This window comes from Companilactobacillus nuruki (assembly GCF_002872255.1).
GTDB lineage: Bacteria > Bacillota > Bacilli > Lactobacillales > Lactobacillaceae > Companilactobacillus > Companilactobacillus nuruki.
On the sequence record NZ_NIPR01000004.1, the window covers coordinates 94,775 to 115,837 of the forward strand.

General features: G+C 33.8%; 20 protein-coding genes. 4 read left to right on the forward strand and 16 right to left on the reverse strand.

Going from position 1 to position 21,063, the window contains the following annotated elements; translation table 11 throughout:
- Positions 1-148 precede the first annotated feature (148 nt).
- The 4 genes from mgtE to yjbM are packed head-to-tail and all read right to left on the reverse strand — an operon-like array spanning position 149 to position 3,887.
- Positions 149-1,522, reverse strand: a complete 1,374-nt coding sequence (mgtE, locus tag CBP76_RS02025; protein ID WP_102195262.1) for a magnesium transporter — start codon at positions 1,520-1,522, stop codon at positions 149-151.
- The gene (locus CBP76_RS02030) at positions 1,515-2,435 is read right to left on the reverse strand and encodes an RluA family pseudouridine synthase (RefSeq protein ID WP_102195263.1); all 921 of its coding nucleotides are present in this window, start codon (positions 2,433-2,435) and stop codon (positions 1,515-1,517) included. Before CBP76_RS02030 ends, mgtE begins: the two co-directional genes overlap by 8 nt.
- Entirely contained in the window at positions 2,422-3,234 is an 813-nt protein-coding gene (locus tag CBP76_RS02035; protein WP_102195264.1) for an NAD kinase, read from the reverse strand. Before CBP76_RS02035 ends, CBP76_RS02030 begins: the two co-directional genes overlap by 14 nt.
- The gene (yjbM, locus tag CBP76_RS02040) at positions 3,234-3,887 is read right to left on the reverse strand and encodes a GTP diphosphokinase (protein ID WP_102195265.1); all 654 of its coding nucleotides are present in this window, start codon (positions 3,885-3,887) and stop codon (positions 3,234-3,236) included. Before yjbM ends, CBP76_RS02035 begins: the two co-directional genes overlap by 1 nt.
- A gap of 148 nt (positions 3,888-4,035) precedes the next feature.
- Between yjbM and CBP76_RS02045 the strand changes: the two genes are divergently transcribed.
- The gene (locus CBP76_RS02045; RefSeq protein WP_102195266.1) at positions 4,036-4,683 is read left to right on the forward strand and encodes a DsbA family protein; all 648 of its coding nucleotides are present in this window, start codon (positions 4,036-4,038) and stop codon (positions 4,681-4,683) included.
- A 51-nt stretch (positions 4,684-4,734) separates the two neighbouring features.
- On the opposite strand, the gene CBP76_RS02050 is transcribed toward CBP76_RS02045, so the two are convergent.
- The 4 genes from CBP76_RS02050 to CBP76_RS02065 all read right to left on the reverse strand — a co-directional run bounded on the left by CBP76_RS02050 (position 4,735) and on the right by CBP76_RS02065 (position 7,919).
- Positions 4,735-5,589 (reverse strand): competence protein CoiA, encoded by an 855-nt coding sequence (locus CBP76_RS02050; RefSeq protein WP_166667147.1) that lies wholly within the window; start codon positions 5,587-5,589, stop codon positions 4,735-4,737.
- A 111-nt stretch (positions 5,590-5,700) separates the two neighbouring features.
- Positions 5,701-6,378, reverse strand: coding sequence for an adaptor protein MecA (locus CBP76_RS02055; protein ID WP_102195268.1), 678 nt, complete (start codon positions 6,376-6,378; stop codon positions 5,701-5,703).
- Between the two features lie 180 nt (positions 6,379-6,558).
- Entirely contained in the window at positions 6,559-6,957 is a 399-nt protein-coding gene (gene spxA, locus CBP76_RS02060) for a transcriptional regulator SpxA (protein ID WP_102195269.1), read from the reverse strand.
- 236 nt (positions 6,958-7,193) lie between these two features.
- The gene (locus CBP76_RS02065) at positions 7,194-7,919 is read right to left on the reverse strand and encodes an MBL fold metallo-hydrolase (protein WP_102195270.1); all 726 of its coding nucleotides are present in this window, start codon (positions 7,917-7,919) and stop codon (positions 7,194-7,196) included.
- A gap of 44 nt (positions 7,920-7,963) precedes the next feature.
- On the opposite strand from CBP76_RS02065, the gene CBP76_RS02070 reads away from it, so the two are divergent.
- Positions 7,964-8,416 (forward strand): hypothetical protein, encoded by a 453-nt coding sequence (locus CBP76_RS02070; RefSeq protein WP_102195271.1) that lies wholly within the window; start codon positions 7,964-7,966, stop codon positions 8,414-8,416.
- On the opposite strand, the gene CBP76_RS02075 is transcribed toward CBP76_RS02070, so the two are convergent.
- Complete coding sequence (locus CBP76_RS02075; RefSeq protein WP_102195272.1) at positions 8,406-10,406, reverse strand: ABC transporter permease; 2,001 nt, start codon at positions 10,404-10,406, stop codon at positions 8,406-8,408. The two genes, CBP76_RS02070 and CBP76_RS02075, sit on opposite strands and share 11 nt — an antisense overlap.
- A complete protein-coding gene (locus CBP76_RS02080) occupies positions 10,387-11,157 on the reverse strand; it encodes an ABC transporter ATP-binding protein (RefSeq protein ID WP_102195273.1) in 771 nt (256 codons plus the stop codon). The genes CBP76_RS02075 and CBP76_RS02080 overlap by 20 nt, the downstream gene beginning before the upstream one ends.
- Positions 11,158-11,235: 78 nt before the next feature.
- Between CBP76_RS02080 and CBP76_RS02085 the strand changes: the two genes are divergently transcribed.
- Both CBP76_RS02085 and CBP76_RS02090 read left to right on the forward strand, forming a co-directional pair.
- On the forward strand, positions 11,236-11,910 hold the full coding sequence (locus CBP76_RS02085) for a response regulator transcription factor (protein ID WP_102195274.1): 675 nt from the start codon (positions 11,236-11,238) through the stop codon (positions 11,908-11,910).
- 11 nt (positions 11,911-11,921) lie between these two features.
- Complete coding sequence (locus CBP76_RS02090; RefSeq protein ID WP_102195275.1) at positions 11,922-12,914, forward strand: sensor histidine kinase; 993 nt, start codon at positions 11,922-11,924, stop codon at positions 12,912-12,914.
- A 63-nt stretch (positions 12,915-12,977) separates the two neighbouring features.
- Here the strand turns inward: CBP76_RS02090 and relB are convergent, their stop codons facing one another.
- The 6 genes from relB to CBP76_RS02120 form a co-directional block, all read right to left on the reverse strand.
- Positions 12,978-13,202: a type II toxin-antitoxin system RelB family antitoxin gene (relB, locus tag CBP76_RS02095; protein WP_102195276.1), complete on the reverse strand. Its 225-nt coding sequence runs from the start codon at positions 13,200-13,202 to the stop codon at positions 12,978-12,980.
- A gap of 533 nt (positions 13,203-13,735) precedes the next feature.
- Positions 13,736-15,796 carry a heavy metal translocating P-type ATPase gene (locus CBP76_RS02100; protein WP_102195277.1) on the reverse strand — a complete coding sequence of 687 codons (2,061 nt, stop codon included), beginning with the start codon at positions 15,794-15,796 and terminating at the stop codon, positions 13,736-13,738.
- Positions 15,793-16,215: a CopY/TcrY family copper transport repressor gene (locus CBP76_RS02105; RefSeq protein WP_102195278.1), complete on the reverse strand. Its 423-nt coding sequence runs from the start codon at positions 16,213-16,215 to the stop codon at positions 15,793-15,795. Before CBP76_RS02105 ends, CBP76_RS02100 begins: the two co-directional genes overlap by 4 nt.
- Positions 16,216-16,393: 178 nt before the next feature.
- On the reverse strand, positions 16,394-18,634 hold the full coding sequence (gene nrdJ, locus CBP76_RS02110) for a ribonucleoside-triphosphate reductase, adenosylcobalamin-dependent (RefSeq protein WP_102195279.1): 2,241 nt from the start codon (positions 18,632-18,634) through the stop codon (positions 16,394-16,396).
- Between the two features lie 408 nt (positions 18,635-19,042).
- A complete protein-coding gene (locus tag CBP76_RS02115; RefSeq protein WP_102195280.1) occupies positions 19,043-19,339 on the reverse strand; it encodes a hypothetical protein in 297 nt (98 codons plus the stop codon).
- A 295-nt stretch (positions 19,340-19,634) separates the two neighbouring features.
- A complete protein-coding gene (locus tag CBP76_RS02120; protein ID WP_166667148.1) occupies positions 19,635-20,936 on the reverse strand; it encodes an SLAP domain-containing protein in 1,302 nt (433 codons plus the stop codon).
- Positions 20,937-21,063 lie beyond the last annotated feature (127 nt).

The window sequence follows — 21,063 nt, forward strand, 5'->3', positions numbered from 1 at the left end:
TTCTATTTTAAATAATAAAAAAAAGTCTGTATTGATATCAATGGTGTTCTATTACAAACACGATTGATTAATCAATACAGACTTTTTATTTTGAAAAACTAAAGTCATTTTAATTTTTGTGGAAGGCAGAGACTACTTACACCCTTAATCAAGCTTTAACGAAATATTGCATAAACATCCCAGCAATACTGAAATAAATCAAAACACTGGTTAAATCACTTAACGTAGAAATAAATGGACCACTGGCAACAGCTGGATCAAAACCAAAACTAGACATCAACATTGGAATCAAACTACCAGCCAAATTAGCAACGGTAATAGCTGCACACATTGCTAATCCAATCACCATCCCTAAAACAAAATTATGTTTCCAAATACCAACTAGTAAAAACACCGATACACCAGTTACTAATCCCGTAACAAATCCTGTAATAAGTTCTTTACCAATTAATTTCAAAAATTCATGACGATTGATTTCTTCCACAGCCAATCTTCTAACAGCAACGGCCAAACTTTGTGTACCCGCATTACCAGCCGTACCAGTAATAGTAGAAATAAAGACTGCTAAAATACTAGCTTCCGCAAGTAACCCTTCAAAGTGGTTAATCAATGTAGCTGTAATCATACTCAACAATAACAATGTAATCAGCCAAGGCAGACGTTTTGAAGCTGCCTTAAATGGACCATCATTATTAGTTTCGTCCATACTAACACCGGCCAAACCAGAGTAATCTTGTTGAGCCTCATCATCAATAACCTCAATAACATCATCAACCGTAACGATACCAACCATACGATTAGCATGATCAACAACTGGAACAGCTAGAAATTCATAATCCCTAAAGACTTGAGCAACCTCAGCCTGTTCCGCATCAACATTAACTGTAATAATATCACTATTCATTTTCTCGCTTAATTTGTCATTATCATCAAGCAGAATCAAATCACGCAATGACATGACTCCAACTAAATCATCATGATGATCCAAAATATACAAGTAATAAATTGTTTCGGCGGTTTCGGCAAATTTCTTCAGAGCTCTAATTGCTTCAGCAGCAGTCTCTTCCTCATGAAATTCGACATAATCCGTCGTCATGATACCACCAGCAGTTTCGGTGTCGTAATGTAATAATCCCCGCAAATTATTAGCATCATTTTTAGGCATCTGTTCTAAGAACCTATCAACATCAACTTTTTCTAAATGTTCCAAAACATCAGCCGCATTATCATCATACATATCATTCAACATCTTTGAAGCATATTCCAAATCCATTTCTTTTAATAGCTCTGGAATTACAGGATTATCATCTTCAATCGTATCGAACATGTCACCCATTTCATCTGGCTCCAGAATTGAATAAAGCGTCATTCGCTCGGGCTTATTTAGTGTGAGATAAAAGGTACTTTGATCATAGAAGTGCATGTCTAAGTATGTCTTTCTAAACCTCTTTTTATCGCCATCATCAAGATATTTTTTTAATTGCGTAAATTTATCTTGAAGTCTCTTTTCGTTTTCATCCATTCTTCTCACCCCTTAACACACCCATTAACATTACCATATCTTCAGGTAATGGTGCCTGCAATTTCAATAGTTCTTTAGTAACAGGATGAACAATATTCAATTGATAACAGTGTAACGCTTGACGATTCATTCTAGTATCGACTTTCCCACTATACATATCATCGCCAATAATCGGATGTCCAATAGCATTGACGTGTACTCTTATCTGATGGGTTCTTCCAGTCAATAGCTTCAATTTCAATAGACTGGCATTAGGATAAGTTTCAAGCGTCTCATAAATAGTCTTTGAAGGTTTACCATTATCATGGTCAATATTTCGCATATAAAAAGCTATCGGATCAATTCCTATTGGCAAATCAATTAACCCTTCTTTTGGATCAATCTGACCGTAAACCATTGCTAAATAATATTTTTGAAAATCCTCAGTATGCAAAATCTGATCTAACAATGAATGCGCATATGATGTCTTCGCAAAAACCATTAATCCTGATGTATTCCGATCTAAACGGGTCACTAAATGAATAGAACTATTCTCATTTTTCTCAATCAAATATGCTTTGACCAAATTGGCCATAGTCTGACTATCTTTAGCCTTGGCAGGTAAACTAGCAATCCCTGGTGGTTTGTTCACGACTAATAAATAACTATCCTCATAAACAACATCAATTTTCCCCTTCATTGGTTCAATCAAATCCGATGGCTCTTCGGTATTCAAAATAATTAACATTTGGTCACCGATTTTCATCTTAAAATTAAAATGACGTTGTTTATGATTAACGTATATCAGTCCACCCTTGTTTTTCATATTATGCAATTGACTAGAGGAAAACTTGTGCTGGACTAAAAACTTACGAATTATTTTTTTATCATTTTCCCCAATTGTGAACTTAAGAATACGGTTATTTTTGTTCATCTTGACCTAAGAAAGCTGTTTCTACTCTAGTCCAGAAATGACGATGTCTATACTGAGCAAACTGAGCTCGTTGATAATTAAGCTTAATTGTTATCTTACGAACATTTTTTAGCTTAGTTGTAATTCCATCACAGCTGATTACATAATCGTCGGCCGTCTGTGGATAAAGATCAACTTGTTGATTGTGAGGAATAATGATTGGTGAGGAAATTGTTCGATAAACTCGATTATTGATCGAAGCAATTTCAATCATTTGAAAAACACTTATTTTGGGATGAATTAAGGCACCACCAACCGACTTGGAATAAGCCGTTGAACCCGTAGGTGTTGAAAAACACAGACCATCTCCACGAAAACTTTCAAAAAATTCTTTATCCAAATCAACCCTAGTCTTCATTGTTAATGATGATAAACGACGAACCACTGTTTCATTAATAGCAATTCCATGAAAAACTGATCCCTCTTTATTCTCAACCATCACATCTAATAATGGATAACTCGTTGAAGGTATATTATCCTGACATTCGATGATTCTATCCGCTAATTCATCGATCTCCGTATCAGTCCAATCAGAATAGAATCCCAAATGACCGGTATGTAGAGCCAAAAATTTCACTCTGTCCAAATGAGCCGCATAAGCATGAAAAGTACTCAAAAGGGTACCATCACCACCAACACTAATAACTAATTGGGGGTCACGTCGATCTAAAATCAGTCCTGCATCAAGCAATTTTCCACGCAACTTATTAGCCGCCGCAACTGATTTTTCTTTACTATTATTATTAATCCATAATTTCATTATTTATTATGCTCCGTAGGGTTATTTAAATCTCTTTTTCGATCGGTGAAATATTGTTGTGCATCCTGAATCTCTTCTCGAATCTTAGACATTTCCTCATCTAACATAAAAGAAGCCTCAGCAGCACGCTTAAGTCGCTCATTGATTTCCTCCGGAAAATCGCCCTTATACTTGTAGTTAAGCGAATGTTCAATTGTTGACCAAAAATTCATTGCCAAAGTTCTAATTTGAACCTCAGCCAAAATATTCTTTTGACCAGTAGATGTTTGAATAGGATATTCAATAACAACATGGTATGAACGATACCCACTTGGTTTACTGTTAGCAATATAATCGCGTTCCTCAATTACTCGCATATCTTCTCTGATATGCAGCAATTTTGCAACATCATAAATATCTTCCACAAATTGACATTGAATCCTAATACCAGCAATATCCTGCATGTCCTGTTCCAAAAGATCTGTTGAAATAAAACGGCGGTGCATTTTTTCTCTGATGCTATCAACCGTCTTGACACGCCCGGTCACAAATTCAATTGGCGAATGTTCATTTTTTTCTAAAAATTCCTTACGCAAGTTTCTAAATTTTATTTTTAACTCATCAACCGCCTGTGAATATGGTATCAAAAATTCGTTCCATTTAATTTCTGACATAATAACCTCTCTTTACTTAATTAAATATATCGTATATTCGAACAAGATTCACTCAATTCTGAATATTATGTTTGTGAGTTTATAATTTTACCTTTTTAACAAATGTTGGTAGAATGACTATGCAATAGAGAGATGGAGGGAAAACATAATGTGGGAAATATTCTTATATATTAATCCCTTATGTTCGTATTGTTTAACAGTGGAACAATCAATAATTGATTTCACTAGAAAACATGATATTGATACACAGTATCATTTCGTAACGAACTATAACATGGCAACACTTAACGATTATATGCAACTTAAAGGTTTCAAAATTAATGATATCGAGAAACGTACTAATGCATCTCAAGAAGTCGTCGAAGCAGCAAAACTTTATAAGGCTGCTACTTGCCAAGGGAATAAAAAAGCACGTAACTTTTTAATGAATCTACAAGAACAGGTTAACGTTCTTAACAATCCCTTTGATGATACCACTATCAAAAGCGCAATTAACAATAGTGGGCTTGATTACAAATCTATTATGACTGACAAAGAAAGTCTTTGCGTCACTCAAGGATTGAAGCGTGATCAACAATTATCAATGGAAATGCATATTCAAAAAGCTCCCACAGCTGTTGTTTTCGATTGTGATGACGAGGAAAAACCAGGTGTTATGATCAATAACTTTGGTGATATAAATTCTCCAGAAAGTATTAATCAAACTATTAATACCCTCTTGGAACGAGAATTACCTCAGTCAAGCAAATCTTTGAATAACTGTTCAGTGATTAGTTTAGATAAATTTAGAAGATAACAAAAAAGCCTTCACTTTCGTGAGGGTTTTTTTGTGGTTCAAAAATACGACTTATTTTAATCGTTTCAATAATGGTTGATTTAAATAATCTTTATTTGCTCCACAGGCAATCTGCCAAGCACGGTGCTGATAAATCGGCTCTTGTGGCAAAAAACTTTTATCCGCCAAAAATGATTCCACTGTTATTTTATTTTTTTCATAAAATTCCAACTTTATTCTTTGCGAAATCAAATCATTTTTTTGGCGTAATTGTTTAAGTAATTTTTCATTCATTGATTGTGCTAACAGCCTTGTTGTTGGTGGATGAAATTCAAAAACTTGATTCATATTATCTTCAGATAGAACTATTTTTTGAGAATAAATCTTACTAAATGGTCCAACAAATCTAATATGATGAAAAATAGTTAGTAATTTTGTTGAAGAATCTAACATCAATAAATAAAAACCTAATTCATTATCATAATTAAGAAATTTTAGATGCTCACGGCTTACCTTTGGGGCCAAATAGGTTCCACCAAGTATCCAGATGCTAGACATCCCCATTTGTTGATACCCATTTACCCTCTGTTCTAAAATATGAACATTCAATTTGGCACATTGGTATTCGATGGCTAACTTTTGATTGATCAATAAATCTGGTCTTTGTTTAGCTTTAGGTAAATAAAATTCATCAACAACCCCATACCCCATCGAAACAAAAGCCTTATGAAGAATGTTCTTACCTTCCACATGAACCGTTCGCTCATTGATGTCATTATCCACTTTGTTGATATGACGAAAGTATTTTCTAGTTTCTGTCAAAATCAGTTTAACTTTCTTATCGCAATGACAACAATAATAATTCTGGTTCATCAGAGCTGTTTTAGCATAAATCAACGTTCCATTTTTGTCCAAAGCTGCATACATTTTCATCACCTCTAAACAAAAATACGTAAAAAATTTCTATGATACTTCTTAAAAATTAATCAAAAAAAACAGGCCTAATAATCAAAATATGATTATTAGGCCTATAATTTTTTATTTACCAAAATAATATCTAGTCAATTCCAAAGCTGTTTTGTTCATAACTTGCTTACCATATTCTGATAAGACAGCCGCTGTAACCTTTGTCTTAAAACTATACTCACTAAGCAATGCTAAAACATCACTATAAGTCATTTCATGCATTTCATCAGTGAACAAAATAAGCTGCAAATAATATTTATTTTCATATTCCCAAAGATTAGAGATACCACTCTCTAGATGTAATAAGTTAGCCAATTGGACATAATCTTCAAAGTCTTTAAATTCAACAATAATAGTCTTAGTAGGTGTATCTGGATCATTCAAATATGGAGCTGTATCGCTATCATATTCTTCAGTTCCAACCTTGTTATCATCAATATCACTATCATCATTATTATTTTCGACTGAATTTTGTAGCCCATTAAATGGCAATGAACCAGTACCATCAGAATCATCGCTCTTACTGATCAACAATTCCAAACCTTCTTTGTTTGGCATTATTTGAAAAGTAACGGGCTCATTATTTGTAAAGACGTGATCCTTATCAACCTCATCCAAAATACTATAGAAGAACGATTCAATTTGCTTTTTATTACCCAGCAAATCTAGAACAGTAACCCCTCGTTCTTGTAAATCATCTGTACTAAGAATGACTCTGATTGTATTCTCATTAAGTCGATCCATTTCCATCATAGTCACCTCAATTCTGTATCTACATTCTAACAGTCTCAAAAACTATTTCAACTATCATAACCCGATATTGCTAGTCATTCGAATAATATACTAAAAGTAGAAAACATAGTCAAAAAAAATCACTTTAATCTATAGACAAAAAAATCATCCCTCACTAGGAGAGATGATTGGTTAATTTTAAAGTCCAGCCATTAATTGAGCCTTTTGAAGTTCCATAGTTCTAACACTTCTAGGCAAGAATCTTCTGATTTCATCTTCATTGAATCCAACTTGAAGACGTTTGTCATCCATAATAATAGGACGCTTCAAAAGACCAGGGTTTGTTTGAACAAGGTCTAATAATTGATCAACAGTTAAGTCGTCAAGATTAACCTTAAGGTTTTGGAATGCCTTTGAACGAGTGGAAATAATTTCCTCCGTTCCGTTCTCAGTCATTTGAAGTACTTGTTTGATTTCTTGCTTATTTAAAGGTTCTGAGTAAATGTTTCTTTCTTTGTAAGGAATGTCATGTTGTTCAAGCCATGCTTTAGCCTTACGACATGATGTGCAACTTGGAGATGTATAAATGGTTACCATATATAATCTCTCCTTTCCTGTGTAGTATCAAACTCTTTAAACACAATAATATTGTAACTTAGATTAATTATAAAATCTATACTTTTTTTAAAAAAAGTTACGAATATTTGTTCTAAAATAATTATATTGTGAAAACACGTACCCAATAAATAGCCATTTATATATTTCTTTCACAAATTACATAACTAATATTTTATCAATCCCATTAGTTATACTTTATGTATCTTTCGATGTAATTACACTTCGATTTCCAATCCTTCAAAAGCATGAACTACCGGAATATCTCCTGCATATTTTTGTGATTGACTTAACATGGTTTCTAAATCAACAGTCTGTGGTAAATGGCTAATCATCAAACGTTTAACATTGCTATCTTTTGCTAAAGTTCCAGCTTCCTTGGTATTAAGATGTGCCTTATGTCCAGTAACATCCTCTGGAAAATTGGTATCAGCAATCAACAAATCTGCATCTTTAGCAAAATCAACTAGTCCATCAAAGTAAGTAGTATCAGCCGTATAAACTAACACCTTACCTTCCTTATTAGTTATACGCATGGCATAAGCTGGAACAGGATGAATGGTTCTTAAAAATTCAAATTTCAAACTACCAATTTCAGTTGATTCATAATCATTATAGGCAATCCCTTTCGAGGCATTATCAACTGTAAGTTGTGCAAAGTTGACAAAATCTTGCGTATGACCATAAATAGGTAGTGGATTTTCTTTTTTAGCAGCGAGCCATTCATACTGCAATACACCAATATCTGCTGTATGATCATGGTGATAGTGAGATAATATAACTGCATCCAAATCTGTTGGTTTCATATATTTTGATAGAGCATTTAAAACACCGCTACCACAATCAATCAACATTTTCTTGCCGTTATCCTCTAATAAGTAACCGGATGTACCGATTCCATTATGAGGATATCCACCATAAAAACCTAAAACTGTAACTAACATAGAAAACCTCCAAAAAAATTTAAGTTGAAAGGATTTCAATAATTATGAACATAACATTAAAGCTAGGCACATATAATTTTTTAAAAGATCAGCTAACTTCTGCTGATACTTTATTAAAACCCTTATTTCATGCAAACGCCGATCATCTTTTAATAAAAAGTTTATCAACATTTGCTCAATATCGCAGTATAACAGGGACTTATGACAAAAATAATAATTTATATTCTTTAACTTATTTAAAATTAAATGCCGATCAAGCAAAATTATTTGAAGATAAATTATTCAGTACCCATCCATACTCCTTTAATTCTACATCAACTGCGGTTCTCCAAAAAAGAGAAAGCCCACGAGAATATTTAATTATTAGAACATTTACCGAACCCGGTCAAATCAAGGCTTGGCAAAGAATGTTACAAGATGAAATTCAAAAACAAATTCAAGGCTCCACTGAGGAAGACTTTGGTTTCTTCTCCAAAGCATATTCAGTTATAGACTAAATTTCTGTTTTACACTTCGCCAGGAAACTTGATAGCTGATAATTCCAAATAAACCATATAGGATTACATAGCCCCCATAGATTAAAATAATATTCTTGGAAATATGACGTCCAACATCAAACATGGCAATGGCCGCGTAAGATTGGACTAATGCAAATATTATTGGTATCACAAAGGTTAAGGTATTTTCTCGACGAATGATTCCCTTTATTTCGCTTTCTTCGACACCAATCTTTTGAAGTGTTCGCAATTGTCTAGACTGATAATCATCTCTTAGAAGTACTCTCAAAGTTAATACACTACCAAGTGCAACTAATAAAGCAACGCTGAATAGTGCCACAATAAAGAGATAAAAACCCCCACCTTGTTTAAAACGCTTTTTGATACTTCCTTGACGTAAGAACCCCGCTTGAGTATAGGTATCCTCATACTTGTGGGGTTCTTTTTTCATAACCTCAATACTGGACTTCGATAACGAAGACTTAAAATCGACCTTCATAAAGTACGCATCACGATAGCTATTTAACCTCTTTAATTGTCCTCGACTAAGACGATCTCCTTTTTTGAAATCCCATCCATAAAAAGTATCTTCTACCTCAGCGGGCATTTTAGTATAGTACTTATCAGGTACAATCATCATTGGACCAAAATGCATTGAACTACCATAAGGAAATGAACTACCAGTTCTAGCCGTTTGAATCATTGGCGAATTCTTAACCTGAATATTATGTTCATCTGGTTCACTATCATATCTAAATGTTGACGAACTATAATCAATTTTCAAATATTGATGTGAATTGATCTTGGCATTTCCTTTATGCATTCGTTTAGGTAGCGACATATAATCAGAATAAGACATGAAAGTCATTGGTTGACGAATATATGATTGTGTATTTTTACTATAATAAGAAACCAAATTAATCTTAACTGGTGTCTTATAAGTACCCTTTACCTTAGAATCTGTCTTTTTCAGTTCATCTTTAATTACTCGAACAGTATCTTTATTAGCAGCTAACTCAAACGGGTAGGCATTATTATAATTTTGATGAACCGCTTGATATCCAAAATAGCAAAATGTCAACAAAGCTAATGCCAGTGCTGATAATTCGGTAACAAACCATAAAATAGAAATATTTTGAAATAACCGATCTTTCATATATTTGAAAGAAAAAATATTTACACCTGAATACGACAAAGAGTGAACTCTTTCCAAAATATTAAGAACGAATGGTAAGAATCCAAAGTAAACTAAATACGTTCCAAATATATCAGCCGTCATAATATAAAAAACTTCAGTTAATGGCTTAGAAGAATAGCCAAGCATTCTTATATCTTTAAATAACATTGCCGTACAAAATTGAGCACTTAATAATAAAACAAATCCAAATATTCCCGCGGGAATCCTTAACCACCAACGAGTTTTGATAATAATTCGACGTTTTTTCTTTTGGAGAATTCGAATTGTTTTAATCGCATTGACAATACTCAAAATCAAGGTTGAAACAAGAAATACCTGAATCAAAAACCATAAATTAGTCAAACTAACATGCATTTCAAAATTAAATCTAACTCTCATCAAATAAAAAAGCAGCATCCCCATAAATTTTTGGAAAATGAGCATCAATACCATTCCTATTAACCAAGCCAAGGCCTGAACGATTATCGTTTGTAAAAAACTAATCATTACAATTACCCAGCGCTGCATACCTAATTTTTCAAAGGTCAAGAACTCATTACGTTGTTGTTTAATAAAAAATCCACCGACATAGATCATATAAACAAAGGCACAAAAAGCAAACAAACCACTCATAATTGAGGTTACGTCAGAGATAAAAGAATCCCACATATGTAAAGCAAAGTGTAATGAAGGATTATCGCCCATTGATTCAAGTATTCCAAAGATACCAATGGCAAAGCTACAAGCTAAAATATAGATTAAATAACTATCGCGCATATTGGATAAACTACGTCTAATAATTTTTCGATACATTGAAGTAATCCCCTCCTCCAATTGTTCGTTGCATGTTAATTATCTGTTCAAAAAATTTGTCTCGGTTACCCGGGTTGATTACCTCTGAGAACACTACCCCATCCTTAATAAATACGACTCTACTGCAATAACTAGCTGTAAAAGAATCATGGGTAGCCATTAAGATGGTTGTTTTTTCTTTTTGGTTGATCATTTGCATATAATTCAACAAGATAGTTGCTGACTTAGAATCAAGACTCCCAGTCGGTTCATCCGCAAATAATATTTCCGGACGGTTGATCAAAGCTCTTGCGGCAGCTACAATTTGGCGTTGTCCTAAAGATAGTTCATCAACCGCACGGTGTGATAATCCTTCAATATTTAAAAGATTCATCATATAATCAAATCGTTCTTCAATTAATTTTTTGTTCGAACGGTTTAATGCTAATGGTAAAATAACATTTTCTTTAACATTCAATGAATCCAACAATTCAAAGCTTTGATAGATAAATCCCATTTTATTACGTCGATACTTGGCCTGTTCACGATCATGTAACTGTGTCAGATCCAATCCATCAATAATGATCTGACCATGATCAGGACGTTCATTAGTGGAGATCATATTTAATAAAGTAGTCTTCCCAGCACCTGATGGACCCATGATACCCAAAAATTCACCATGTTCTACTTCTAGGCTGATATCTTTAATAGCATGAACCGCAGAACGTTTTTTTCCAAAATCTTTTGAAATATTCTTTACAGCAATTTGCACAGTTAATTCTCCATAATTAATTAATTATTGTTATCATACTATATAGTGTCTTTATTCTAGCACGGAGGAAATATTATCATGGCTAAAATTATGATTATTGAAGATGATCCTTCTATCTCAACATTAATCAGTGAAAATCTCAAGAAATGGCAAATGGATTCTTACATTACTAAGGATTTCAATAACGTTATTGAACAATTTAACGACTATCAACCTGACTTGGTTCTATTAGATATAAACTTACCTGTCTATGATGGTTACTATTGGAATCAAGAAATTCGTAAGATTTCCAAAACGCCAATTATTATTATTTCATCTCGTAATTCTAATGTAGATCAAATCATGTCAATGAATATGGGCGCCGATGATTTCGTTGAAAAGCCCTTCTCAGTTGATATCTTGATTGCTAAGATCAATGCCCTTTTAAGACGTACCTATGATTTCACTAAGAATGCCAGTGACGTCATAGAACACAATGGTCTTAAATTAAATCTTTCAAGCGGTACTGTTGAAATTGCCGACAACAAAATTGATCTTTCTAAAAATGAATATAAGCTCTTACAAAGGCTTTTGAAAGACCAAGGTAAGATTGTCACTCGTGAGCAACTTCTTAATTTTATGTGGGACGACGAACGATTCGTAGATGATAATACACTGACAGTTAACATCAATCGTCTCCGTGGAAAAATCGAAAAATATGGTCTCAAAAATTACATTGTTACCAAAGTCGGTCAAGGATATATTATTCCTTAATGAGGTAAAATATGACATTTCTTAAATACTTACGCGATCATATCTATTCCATCCTAATAGTTTTAATTGGGATGACTTTTGTTGAATTAGTTTTATATTTAGATCCTCGTGTCCATTTCCACATGGGTACTTTGATTTATACATGGATACTTGCAATGATTTTCTTAATAACCAATCTGGCTATATCGTACAATCACAAAAAAAATTGGTATTCTCAACTAGAAAGTTACCAGGAAGATCTTTCTAAGGAACTATTTGGAGCTCAAAATAATGAGCAAAAATTTATTCAAAACAAGATCAATAATATTTCGTTAGAATATCGGAATGAACTAACCAACCTCTATCAAAATCAAAAAGATCAAAGAGAGTACACGGAGTCTTGGGTTCATGACATCAAAGTCCCTCTTTCAGCCTTAAAATTATCTCAAGATGAAGAACTAGATAAAAATTTAATTGCAGAGGAACTGGACCAAATTGACTATTTAGTTGATCAAGCACTCTATTTTGCTCGGCTGAATAATTTCTCAAATGATTATTTGATTCAAGAACAGGACTTAAACGATATCGTAAAAGCCTGTATTCGCGCTAATAAACGGTTATTTATTAGCAAAAGAATCGGTATTAGTTTTGATGTTACCGACAAGAAAGTTTTAACAGATGAAAAATGGTTGAGTTTTATTATCAATCAAATAATTTCTAATAGTTTAAAATACACTGATCAAAACGGCAAAATCAATATTTTTACTACAACACATGATAATAATATTGAACTACATATTAAGGATAACGGTATTGGAATCGTTGACCAAGATATTAGTCGTGTTTTCAACAAGGGATTCACTGGTACTAACGGCCGTAAATCTGGCAGTAAATCAACTGGTATGGGTCTTTATTTAGTTAAAAAAATGGCCGATAAATTAGGACACTCTATCCAAATTAAATCTAAGCCTAATCAAGGTACAGAAACAATAATTACCTTTTTGGATCTGCCTTATTATAAATAATAAAATCCCCGTAAGTCCATTGCGCCTTACGGGGATTTTACTCTTTATCATCATCACGTTTACTTAACAATAGTTTTCCATCTCTTTTTTTAAATCTGCTAACGAAACATCATGATTAACTTTACGCTCACGTACTGATTTCTCATAAAGCTCATCATCAATATCGTCTTCTATCTTTTCGACAGCTATCGAGCGCAGAAAAGCTGATACGCTGACATTCTTCGACTTAGCATAGTTTTTTATCAGCTTCTCATCTTGACCGTCCAGATATAAAGAAATAACTGCCATCTACGTCACCACCTTATTTTCATGTACAGTCTATTCTGTTATACAATTTTTTTCAATAGTTAGCCCTTTCACGATTAAAAAACACATAAAAAATATTCTGTAAATTGATTAATTGATACTTAATATATAATTAGTTACTTTTGTAGATATATATCATGTCACCTTTGTAGAAAAGGGAGTAAGAAAAAGCCACAATAGATTGCTCTGATAAGAATCCTCACCTACTAATAAGGCTTTATATAGTAAGATTTAAGTCAATTATCATTAATAAACAATTCCAATAATATATATTATCAAAGAGTTCTAGGAATATTTTTTATAAGTTTAACTAAAATAATAAGAATTTATTCGAACTTTAAATTCATCATGAATATTTTTTCTGACACAAAAGAATGAAAGTTTAACCATACTCCAGAATAATATAAACTTGTAATCTACGACGTGAAACAAATAATTCCTAGTAATCAAAATTCGATTACTAGGAATTATTTAGTCTTAACGCTTGAACACTGAACATGTTTTGTCCCAATCTTCTACATTCTTAAGGTCAATGCATTCAATGCAACTACCACTGTGGATAGTGACATAACTACCGCTCCAATTGCAGGGCTCAAAATAAATCCAACTCCGGCTAGAACACCAGCGGCTAATGGGATAGCAATAATGTTATATCCTGCTCCCCACCAGAGATTCTCAACCGTCTTGCGATAAGTATTATGTGACAATTTCAAGAATTTGATGATGTCGCTAGGATCAGAATTATACAAAACAACATCAGCAGAATCAATTGCTACATCAGTTCCAGCTCCAATTGCTACGCCAATCGTTGCTGCAGCCAAACTTGGTGCATCATTGATTCCATCACCAACCATTAAAACATGATGACCACTTGCTTCAAGTTGTTCAATAACCTGATGTTTGTCCTCTGGCAATAATTCAGCTCTAAATTCATCAATACCCATTTGTTTGGCCATAATAGCAGCTGATTCTTTATTATCACCAGTCAGCATAATCGGAGTGATATTTCTAGCCTTTAGGTCCTTAATGAACTGAACTGTGTTCTCTTTGATTCGATCACCCAAAGCAACGAATCCTAGAACTTTTTGTTCAAGAACCAAGTAACTAATCGTATTACCTTGATCAAGATAGCTTTGAACCCTTTCTTTATCAAGTGCAATCTTATTTTCGTTAAGATACTTCATATTTATTAAATAGTACTTATTTCCATCGAAAGTTCCACTCATACCATAACCCTTGATGGCCTGAATATCATCTAAGGTAACTGATTCAACATTTTGATCTTTAGCATATTGAACAATACTACTTGCGATAGGATGGCTTGAACCACTTTCAATTCCGGCAATAATAGCTAATAATTTTTCATTATCGATGCTTGAGTCCAAACTCTGCAAACCATTAACTGTAAACTTACCTTCAGTCAAAGTACCAGTTTTATCCATAGCTACATAATCAATTTTGCGACTATTTTCCATTGCTTGATTATCACGAATAATCAACCCATTAGTAGCAGCGATTGAGGTGCTTCGTGACATTACTAGAGGAATAGCTAATCCTAAAGCATGTGGACAGGCAATTACTAAGACTGTAACTAATATGTTCAAAGCCGTATTCAAATTACCAAAGATCAACCAGTAAATAAATGCAACGATCCCAACACTTAAGGCAGCATAGAATAACCATCCTGAAACCCTATCAGCTAACATTTGTGTCTTAGAACGATTGTTTTGTGCATCTGAAACTAACTTACTGATTTGAGATAGATAACCTTCTCCAGCAGTCTTATCAACTTTGACTCTAATTGTACCTTCTCCATTGATTGAACCACCAACAACTTTACTATCTAGATTCTTTTTGACAGCCTTAGGTTCACCGGTAATCAAAGATTCATTAACATAACTTTCACCACTAATAACGTGTCCATCCAAAGGAATAGATTCACCAGCACGAATCTCGACAATATCACCGGCTTTTACCATTGAAATATCATGATCCATTGTTTTGTCATCATGTACCATATGAACTTGATTAGGAACTAGTGAAGCAATCTTTTGTAAAGCATTACCGGCACTCATTGTTGATTTCATTTCAATCCAGTGACCTAATAACATAATCACAATTAAGGATGCCAATTCCCAAAAGAAATCCATAATATGATTTTGGGAATGTAATAAATCATTCATAACAAAAGCGTACAAACTATAAATATAGGCTACGCTAATACCCATTGTGATCAAAGTCATCATTGCTGGTTTCTTTTCAGCTAATTCACCACGAGCACCAGTAAGAAATGGCTTACCACCGTAAAAATATAGTCCTGATGCCAAAACTAATACTAGCCAATCTGAACCTGGAAACTGAAATTGAAATGGTAGCTTCATGCCCATAAATGGCGACAGTATAAAAATTGGAATTGCCAAAACTAACGAAATCCAAAATTTTTGTCTAAGATCTCCCATATCCATCATATGACCACCATGCATCATCATATCGTGCCCACCGGACATATTTGAGTGATCCATCTTCATATCTGAATGTTTCATATCCATATCTTTCATATTCTCACCATCTTTCATTTCAAATCAGCCTCCAAACAGTTACATTCAACCATTTCTGGAGCTGTCCGTGCTTTTTTAGTTAAGGTTTCGATCAGCTTAGTTATATCGGTTTGAGAAATTTCAGAACTTTCAATTAGATCATTAATTGCCATTCCCTTCCTCATACAACAAAGACTATCGAAGAGGTCATTTACATTCTGATGGATTGCATCATCTTCTGCAACTAAAGGGTGGTATACATAAGGTCTTGTCCCTATATCGGCTTTAAGAAAATTTTTCTTTTGTAAACGTATGATCAAAGTTTTGATAGTTGGAGCTTTCCAATCTGTCTTTTTTTCTAGAATTTCGATAACTTGCTTACTAGTTGCTTGACCTAAAGTCCAAATTATTCTCATTACTTGCCATTCAGCCTTGCTCATTGTTTCAACTTCAGCCATGTTATTTCTCCCTTCTAGTTTACATATGTAATCTTTTATAAATATAGTTTACATTCGTAAACGTAAAAAGTAAAGCAAAAAGACTTTAAAAATTCATTCCACAAAAAATACGTTCTAGTAACTATTTGAAATAGTTACTAGAACGTATTCTGCTATTCAAAGAATATATTTCCTATTCTTATCTAATAGGACAAGCCCCACCGGCACAATCTGATTGATCGACTAGTTCAATATCCTTCTTATCGTGATTATCATTTTGTTGAGCAAAAACAGCTGCAACATTTTCGTTAACTTCTGATTCACGTTTTTGATAGACTTTTTTATCAATTGGCTCTTTTGGAGCTTGCTTGAAATCTGCACCACTGTAAGGCAATAGGGATGTTGATTTTGTTACATGCCTATATTGATACATCAATGGAGCAATTTGATCTGCTTCATCTGGTTGGAATGTGATGGTACAACTAACTGCATTATCTGACCAATATGTTTGTAAAAATGCTTGTGTGGCAAATTGTTCAGCAATTGAAACTGAACCTGCTGAAGCAAAATTAGGATCATCAGCGTTGGCAGCCTTAACTGGGAATTCTACACACATTGTATGTTTAGTGTAAACATCTGGTTCGATCTTATATCCGCATGCTTTTAATGCTGGCAATAGTGGATCTGAATCTTGGAATCTGATTCTTTGAATTAAGTAACCTGCATAATGGAAATGCATACCCTCAGAAACACCAGCCAATTTAGCAACAGTACCTGATGGTTTAACTGTTGTATGTTTGATCGATGCCTTGCATCCTAGATCCTTTGAGTACTCCTGATCTGCTTTGACAACTGTTTGATACAAATCATCAAATTTCTTCACAACGCGTTGATCGTAAATAGGTTTTTGATCAGTATCACCCGTTTCGGGATCTGTGGTAGGCTCAAAACCAGTCACAACACGATTACCAAAGGTAGTTAAAATCCAATCTTGAATACCAGACATAGAAACACCTATACGGCGATTCTTTTGAATAACATCTCGAGAAACTTCCCAATCATAATTACTGAAAGTTACACGCTTTGTATAACGAGCGGCCAGAGCAAATGCCTCTTCCAAACTCCAACCTTGCTCAGTCGCGATCAATGGAAAGACTTCGAATAAGTTACATGGTTCACCATTGCTTAGAGAGATCTCGCCACAAGGATTTGTTCCTTCGACTCCATCATCAATACCAGGTTGGTAACCATCAATTGCACGACCATAATTACGTGACAATTCCAAATTAACAATCCCAGGTTCACCATTATGAGTTATAGAGTCAGCAATTGGTTCATAACGTTTAAATTCTGAATCAACAGCCACACTATTATTAGAAGCCCAACGGTGATGGTAAAGTTTTGCTTGGTCTTGTTTCATAGTAATGAAATCATCATCCGTTGATCCACCTAAAGCAAGCTCAGCTGAACGACGAACATTACCGGCTACAACGGTTTTACCAATTAGATTTCCCATATCAGTACAATCAACAGAGGTCAATTTACGACCAACCGCATCATTCAAGACACCATTAATGTCAAAGAACATTTCGATCAAAGGTACAGGACCAGAAGCAGTTCCACCAAAACCCTTGATTTTGGCTCCCTTAGCACGGATATCAGTAATATCTAGAACAACGTCGCTTAATCCATCATTAGTATCGTTAAAATGAGCATCAATCATATTGGCGTTCCCGATGACCCAACCTTCACGAGTATCAGGTAATTTATAATTACGAGTTCCTTCTAAACTATTTTCAGCTAACCATTCATCACGATCAACCGCACCAGCTTCAATTGAGTCTGCATATGAAGCACTTTCCTTACCGATCAAAATAGTTAAATCAACCCTTTGATCTACGACAGGCATTAGTTTCATATTTTCAGGCACAACAGAGAAACCAACGCCGCCACCCTTCATCAATTGATCAAACATGAATGAGAATGGCATAGAAACAGCCAATTGATTCTTTTGAAGATAATCAGGAACAATGTGACTATCACCATATTTTTGTGGTCTGATGGCAACAAACCAGCAATTATTCAAGGCATCGCCATTACGATGTTGATATTCGGTTCCAGAGATCCAAAGGTTTCTCCCTGAAGGAGTGGCAGCTAAACCATAGACCAATTTATATAAATCTTGAGCTTCTTTAACTAAACCGGCATATTGTTTATCAGTTAAATTAGCATCCTTTAAACGAGGATCAAGATTGATATTTCCTTCGACCACACGTTTAACGGTTTCGGACCAATTTTCAGTCCGACCCAGCTCAGGTATCCAGCGAGCATATGTACGCTTATAAGTAACCCAACCTAGTTCACCCCAGTGGGGTTTAATTGTTTTTTTGACTTCGGCAATAAAGTCATCTGATAAAATAATCTTATTAATAGTATCCATTAATATTCACTCCACACATTTGAAATAACACTATATATAGTACCTTCAAAGAAGAAATATAACAATATATAGTGATTAATTATTACTATTGACATTTTGATAATAGATTTGCGTATTGATAATTCAGCAATTCAAAATGAAAAAAATTTGAATTCGTATTTCAATCAAATAATTTTCTTTATTGAAATACACTTGAAACCGCATTTACTATTCTAATATCGTTTAAGAATACTTCGCAATGATTTTTTTAATTTAAACTTATGGATGAATTTCAAGAGGTTAAAACCAAATTTTCTACTTGACACGAACGTATGGTTGTTAAATCAAGTCTCGTTAATTTAAATTAAAATATCTTCAATTAAAAAATACAGGTAGACTCTAAATTAGAATCTACCTGTATTTTTTAATTTAAACCTGTTTAATATGAACCGTACTCCCCTGAGATTTGTATTGTGCTAGAAAATTAATACCGTGTAACTTACGATAATGATTCCAATCCATCGTTCTAACCCAAATCCTGACATCTCTATCCCCAATATCAGACACCAAGATCTTCGAGTGACTGAATGGATAAACAACAATCAATAAAAGCGATAAAAGATAGCCACTAGGAAAAAATAGCAATCCTATAATCATAATTAATGTAACAATATCTAGTGATGTTACCCTACGATAATACAGCTTCGATTGGTCCAATGTTTGCATCTTAAAAGTCTCCTTTTATTTACAAATCTCTGTACGCTTTTACTATACTACCCGTCTATTATTTTGTTGAGGAGATATCTTAATCTTAAGTAATTTTTTAAATATTTTTGCTTAATAAATTTTTATAATAATCTCTAGTTTGTAAAAAAAATTAACTTTATAAAAAGATAACTTAATTTCAACTTTTGAACTCAGATTAATATTTTTCGGATATCACATGAATACACCCAACTTAAAATGCTGATCTAGCGACTATTTCCGAGAGTGACCAAATCAACATAATTTTTAAAATAATTTATTTAATTAAACTACTTGCTTTAACCCATTCATTTGTAGCAACTTGATAATATGTTTCACCATTTAAAACTATCTTATTAGCGGTTTTCCACTCTGAATTTGGTCCTAAACCACGACCACTAATCGCCTGACCATCTTTAGTATAAAGTGTAGCGGGAGAATTAGTAGTTGTAACAACACTAACAAATGGAGTTGCGGTTGTATTATTGTTATCAACATTTTGCCCTTGTACTGTAACTAAACTTGCATCAACCCATTCATTTGTAGCAACTTGATAATATGTTTTGCCATTCAATTCTATCTTATTAGCAGTCTTCCACTCTGAGTTTGCACCCAAACCACGACCTGTAATGACTTTGCCTGTCTTATCAACTAAATTAACTGGCGAACTACCGGTTTTAACTGTACTGACAAATGGTGTAATGGCGGCATCCGATTTAACATCTACATCACTTGCTTTAACCCATTCATATGTGGAAACTTGGTAGTATGTCTCACCATTAATTACCTTAGTTCCGAATGTCTTCCATGGTGTTCCTGGATCTAAAGTACGGCCAGTAATGGTATTTCCATAAATACTGTATAATTGTGCTGCCTTGTCTTTGACTGTTACAACTCCAGTTGATGTATCAGCTGACTTAGTAACTGTAACAAATTGAGTATTATTATCAGTTTGCAAAGTCAACGCGCTAGTATCAGTTGTATAGCCTGTTGGTATTTTATCTGAAGTTAAACTAATACTATCGCCAACTTTATCACCAAAGATTTCTGTACGGCCGACTTCTGTATTATCAGAGGTCTTGAAAATAATAGTATTGAAAACTTTTTTATTAACTGGAACGTTGTATTCTTTACCTTCAACCAAGGTAATAGTTTGTTCTTCATCATTAACCCAACTGCATCCAGCAGGAATATCAGTTAACTTATAAGTATTGCCAGCTCCTCCGTTAACCACCTCTGAGTTTACTAGTTTACCATTTTGATCAACATAGTTAACTTTAACTGAAATCATCTTAGCAACAGTAACTTTAACGTTTGCTTGATCAGCACCAAAAACTGGTTTATCACCCATCAATGCATAACCATCTGGGGCATAAGTGATGTCAGTTCCTTGTTTTCCTTGTAAAGTCTTTGACAAAATGAACTTGCCACTTTGATCGTAGTAAGACACATTATTTGTAACTTGTGTTTGAGTGGCAGTATCACTATCAGCATGTACAGTTACAGGATTAGTTACGGCACCTAAGACCATACCTGAAACTAAAAGACCACTAAATAATAAAGATGTACTTTTTTTCAAAATAATCCCTCCATCAAAATATATACATAATTTCATAGTAATTATATTCCTCAGAATTATTCTTTATAGCCGTCAGATAAAACTTATAAAACATTTAACATAATTTACAATCTTTTCAATTAAGATG

Excerpts from the sequence above, each read along its gene's own strand:
- mgtE (WP_102195262.1), bottom strand. The coding sequence starts at position 1,522 with ATGGATGAAAACGAAAAGAGACTTCAAGATAAATTTACGCAATTAAAA.
- CBP76_RS02030 (WP_102195263.1), bottom strand. The coding sequence starts at position 2,435 with ATGAACAAAAATAACCGTATTCTTAAGTTCACAATTGGGGAAAATGAT.
- CBP76_RS02035 (WP_102195264.1), bottom strand. The coding sequence starts at position 3,234 with ATGAAATTATGGATTAATAATAATAGTAAAGAAAAATCAGTTGCGGCG.
- yjbM (WP_102195265.1), bottom strand. The coding sequence starts at position 3,887 with ATGTCAGAAATTAAATGGAACGAATTTTTGATACCATATTCACAGGCG.
- CBP76_RS02045 (WP_102195266.1), top strand. The coding sequence starts at position 4,036 with ATGTGGGAAATATTCTTATATATTAATCCCTTATGTTCGTATTGTTTA.
- CBP76_RS02050 (WP_166667147.1), bottom strand. The coding sequence starts at position 5,589 with ATGTATGCAGCTTTGGACAAAAATGGAACGTTGATTTATGCTAAAACA.
- CBP76_RS02055 (WP_102195268.1), bottom strand. The coding sequence starts at position 6,378 with ATGGAAATGGATCGACTTAATGAGAATACAATCAGAGTCATTCTTAGT.
- spxA (WP_102195269.1), bottom strand. The coding sequence starts at position 6,957 with ATGGTAACCATTTATACATCTCCAAGTTGCACATCATGTCGTAAGGCT.
- CBP76_RS02065 (WP_102195270.1), bottom strand. The coding sequence starts at position 7,919 with ATGTTAGTTACAGTTTTAGGTTTTTATGGTGGATATCCTCATAATGGA.
- CBP76_RS02070 (WP_102195271.1), top strand. The coding sequence starts at position 7,964 with ATGAACATAACATTAAAGCTAGGCACATATAATTTTTTAAAAGATCAG.
- CBP76_RS02075 (WP_102195272.1), bottom strand. The coding sequence starts at position 10,406 with ATGTATCGAAAAATTATTAGACGTAGTTTATCCAATATGCGCGATAGT.
- CBP76_RS02085 (WP_102195274.1), top strand. The coding sequence starts at position 11,236 with ATGGCTAAAATTATGATTATTGAAGATGATCCTTCTATCTCAACATTA.
- CBP76_RS02090 (WP_102195275.1), top strand. The coding sequence starts at position 11,922 with ATGACATTTCTTAAATACTTACGCGATCATATCTATTCCATCCTAATA.
- relB (WP_102195276.1), bottom strand. The coding sequence starts at position 13,202 with ATGGCAGTTATTTCTTTATATCTGGACGGTCAAGATGAGAAGCTGATA.
- CBP76_RS02100 (WP_102195277.1), bottom strand. The coding sequence starts at position 15,796 with ATGAAAGATGGTGAGAATATGAAAGATATGGATATGAAACATTCAGAT.
- CBP76_RS02105 (WP_102195278.1), bottom strand. The coding sequence starts at position 16,215 with ATGGCTGAAGTTGAAACAATGAGCAAGGCTGAATGGCAAGTAATGAGA.
- nrdJ (WP_102195279.1), bottom strand. The coding sequence starts at position 18,634 with ATGGATACTATTAATAAGATTATTTTATCAGATGACTTTATTGCCGAA.
- CBP76_RS02115 (WP_102195280.1), bottom strand. The coding sequence starts at position 19,339 with ATGCAAACATTGGACCAATCGAAGCTGTATTATCGTAGGGTAACATCA.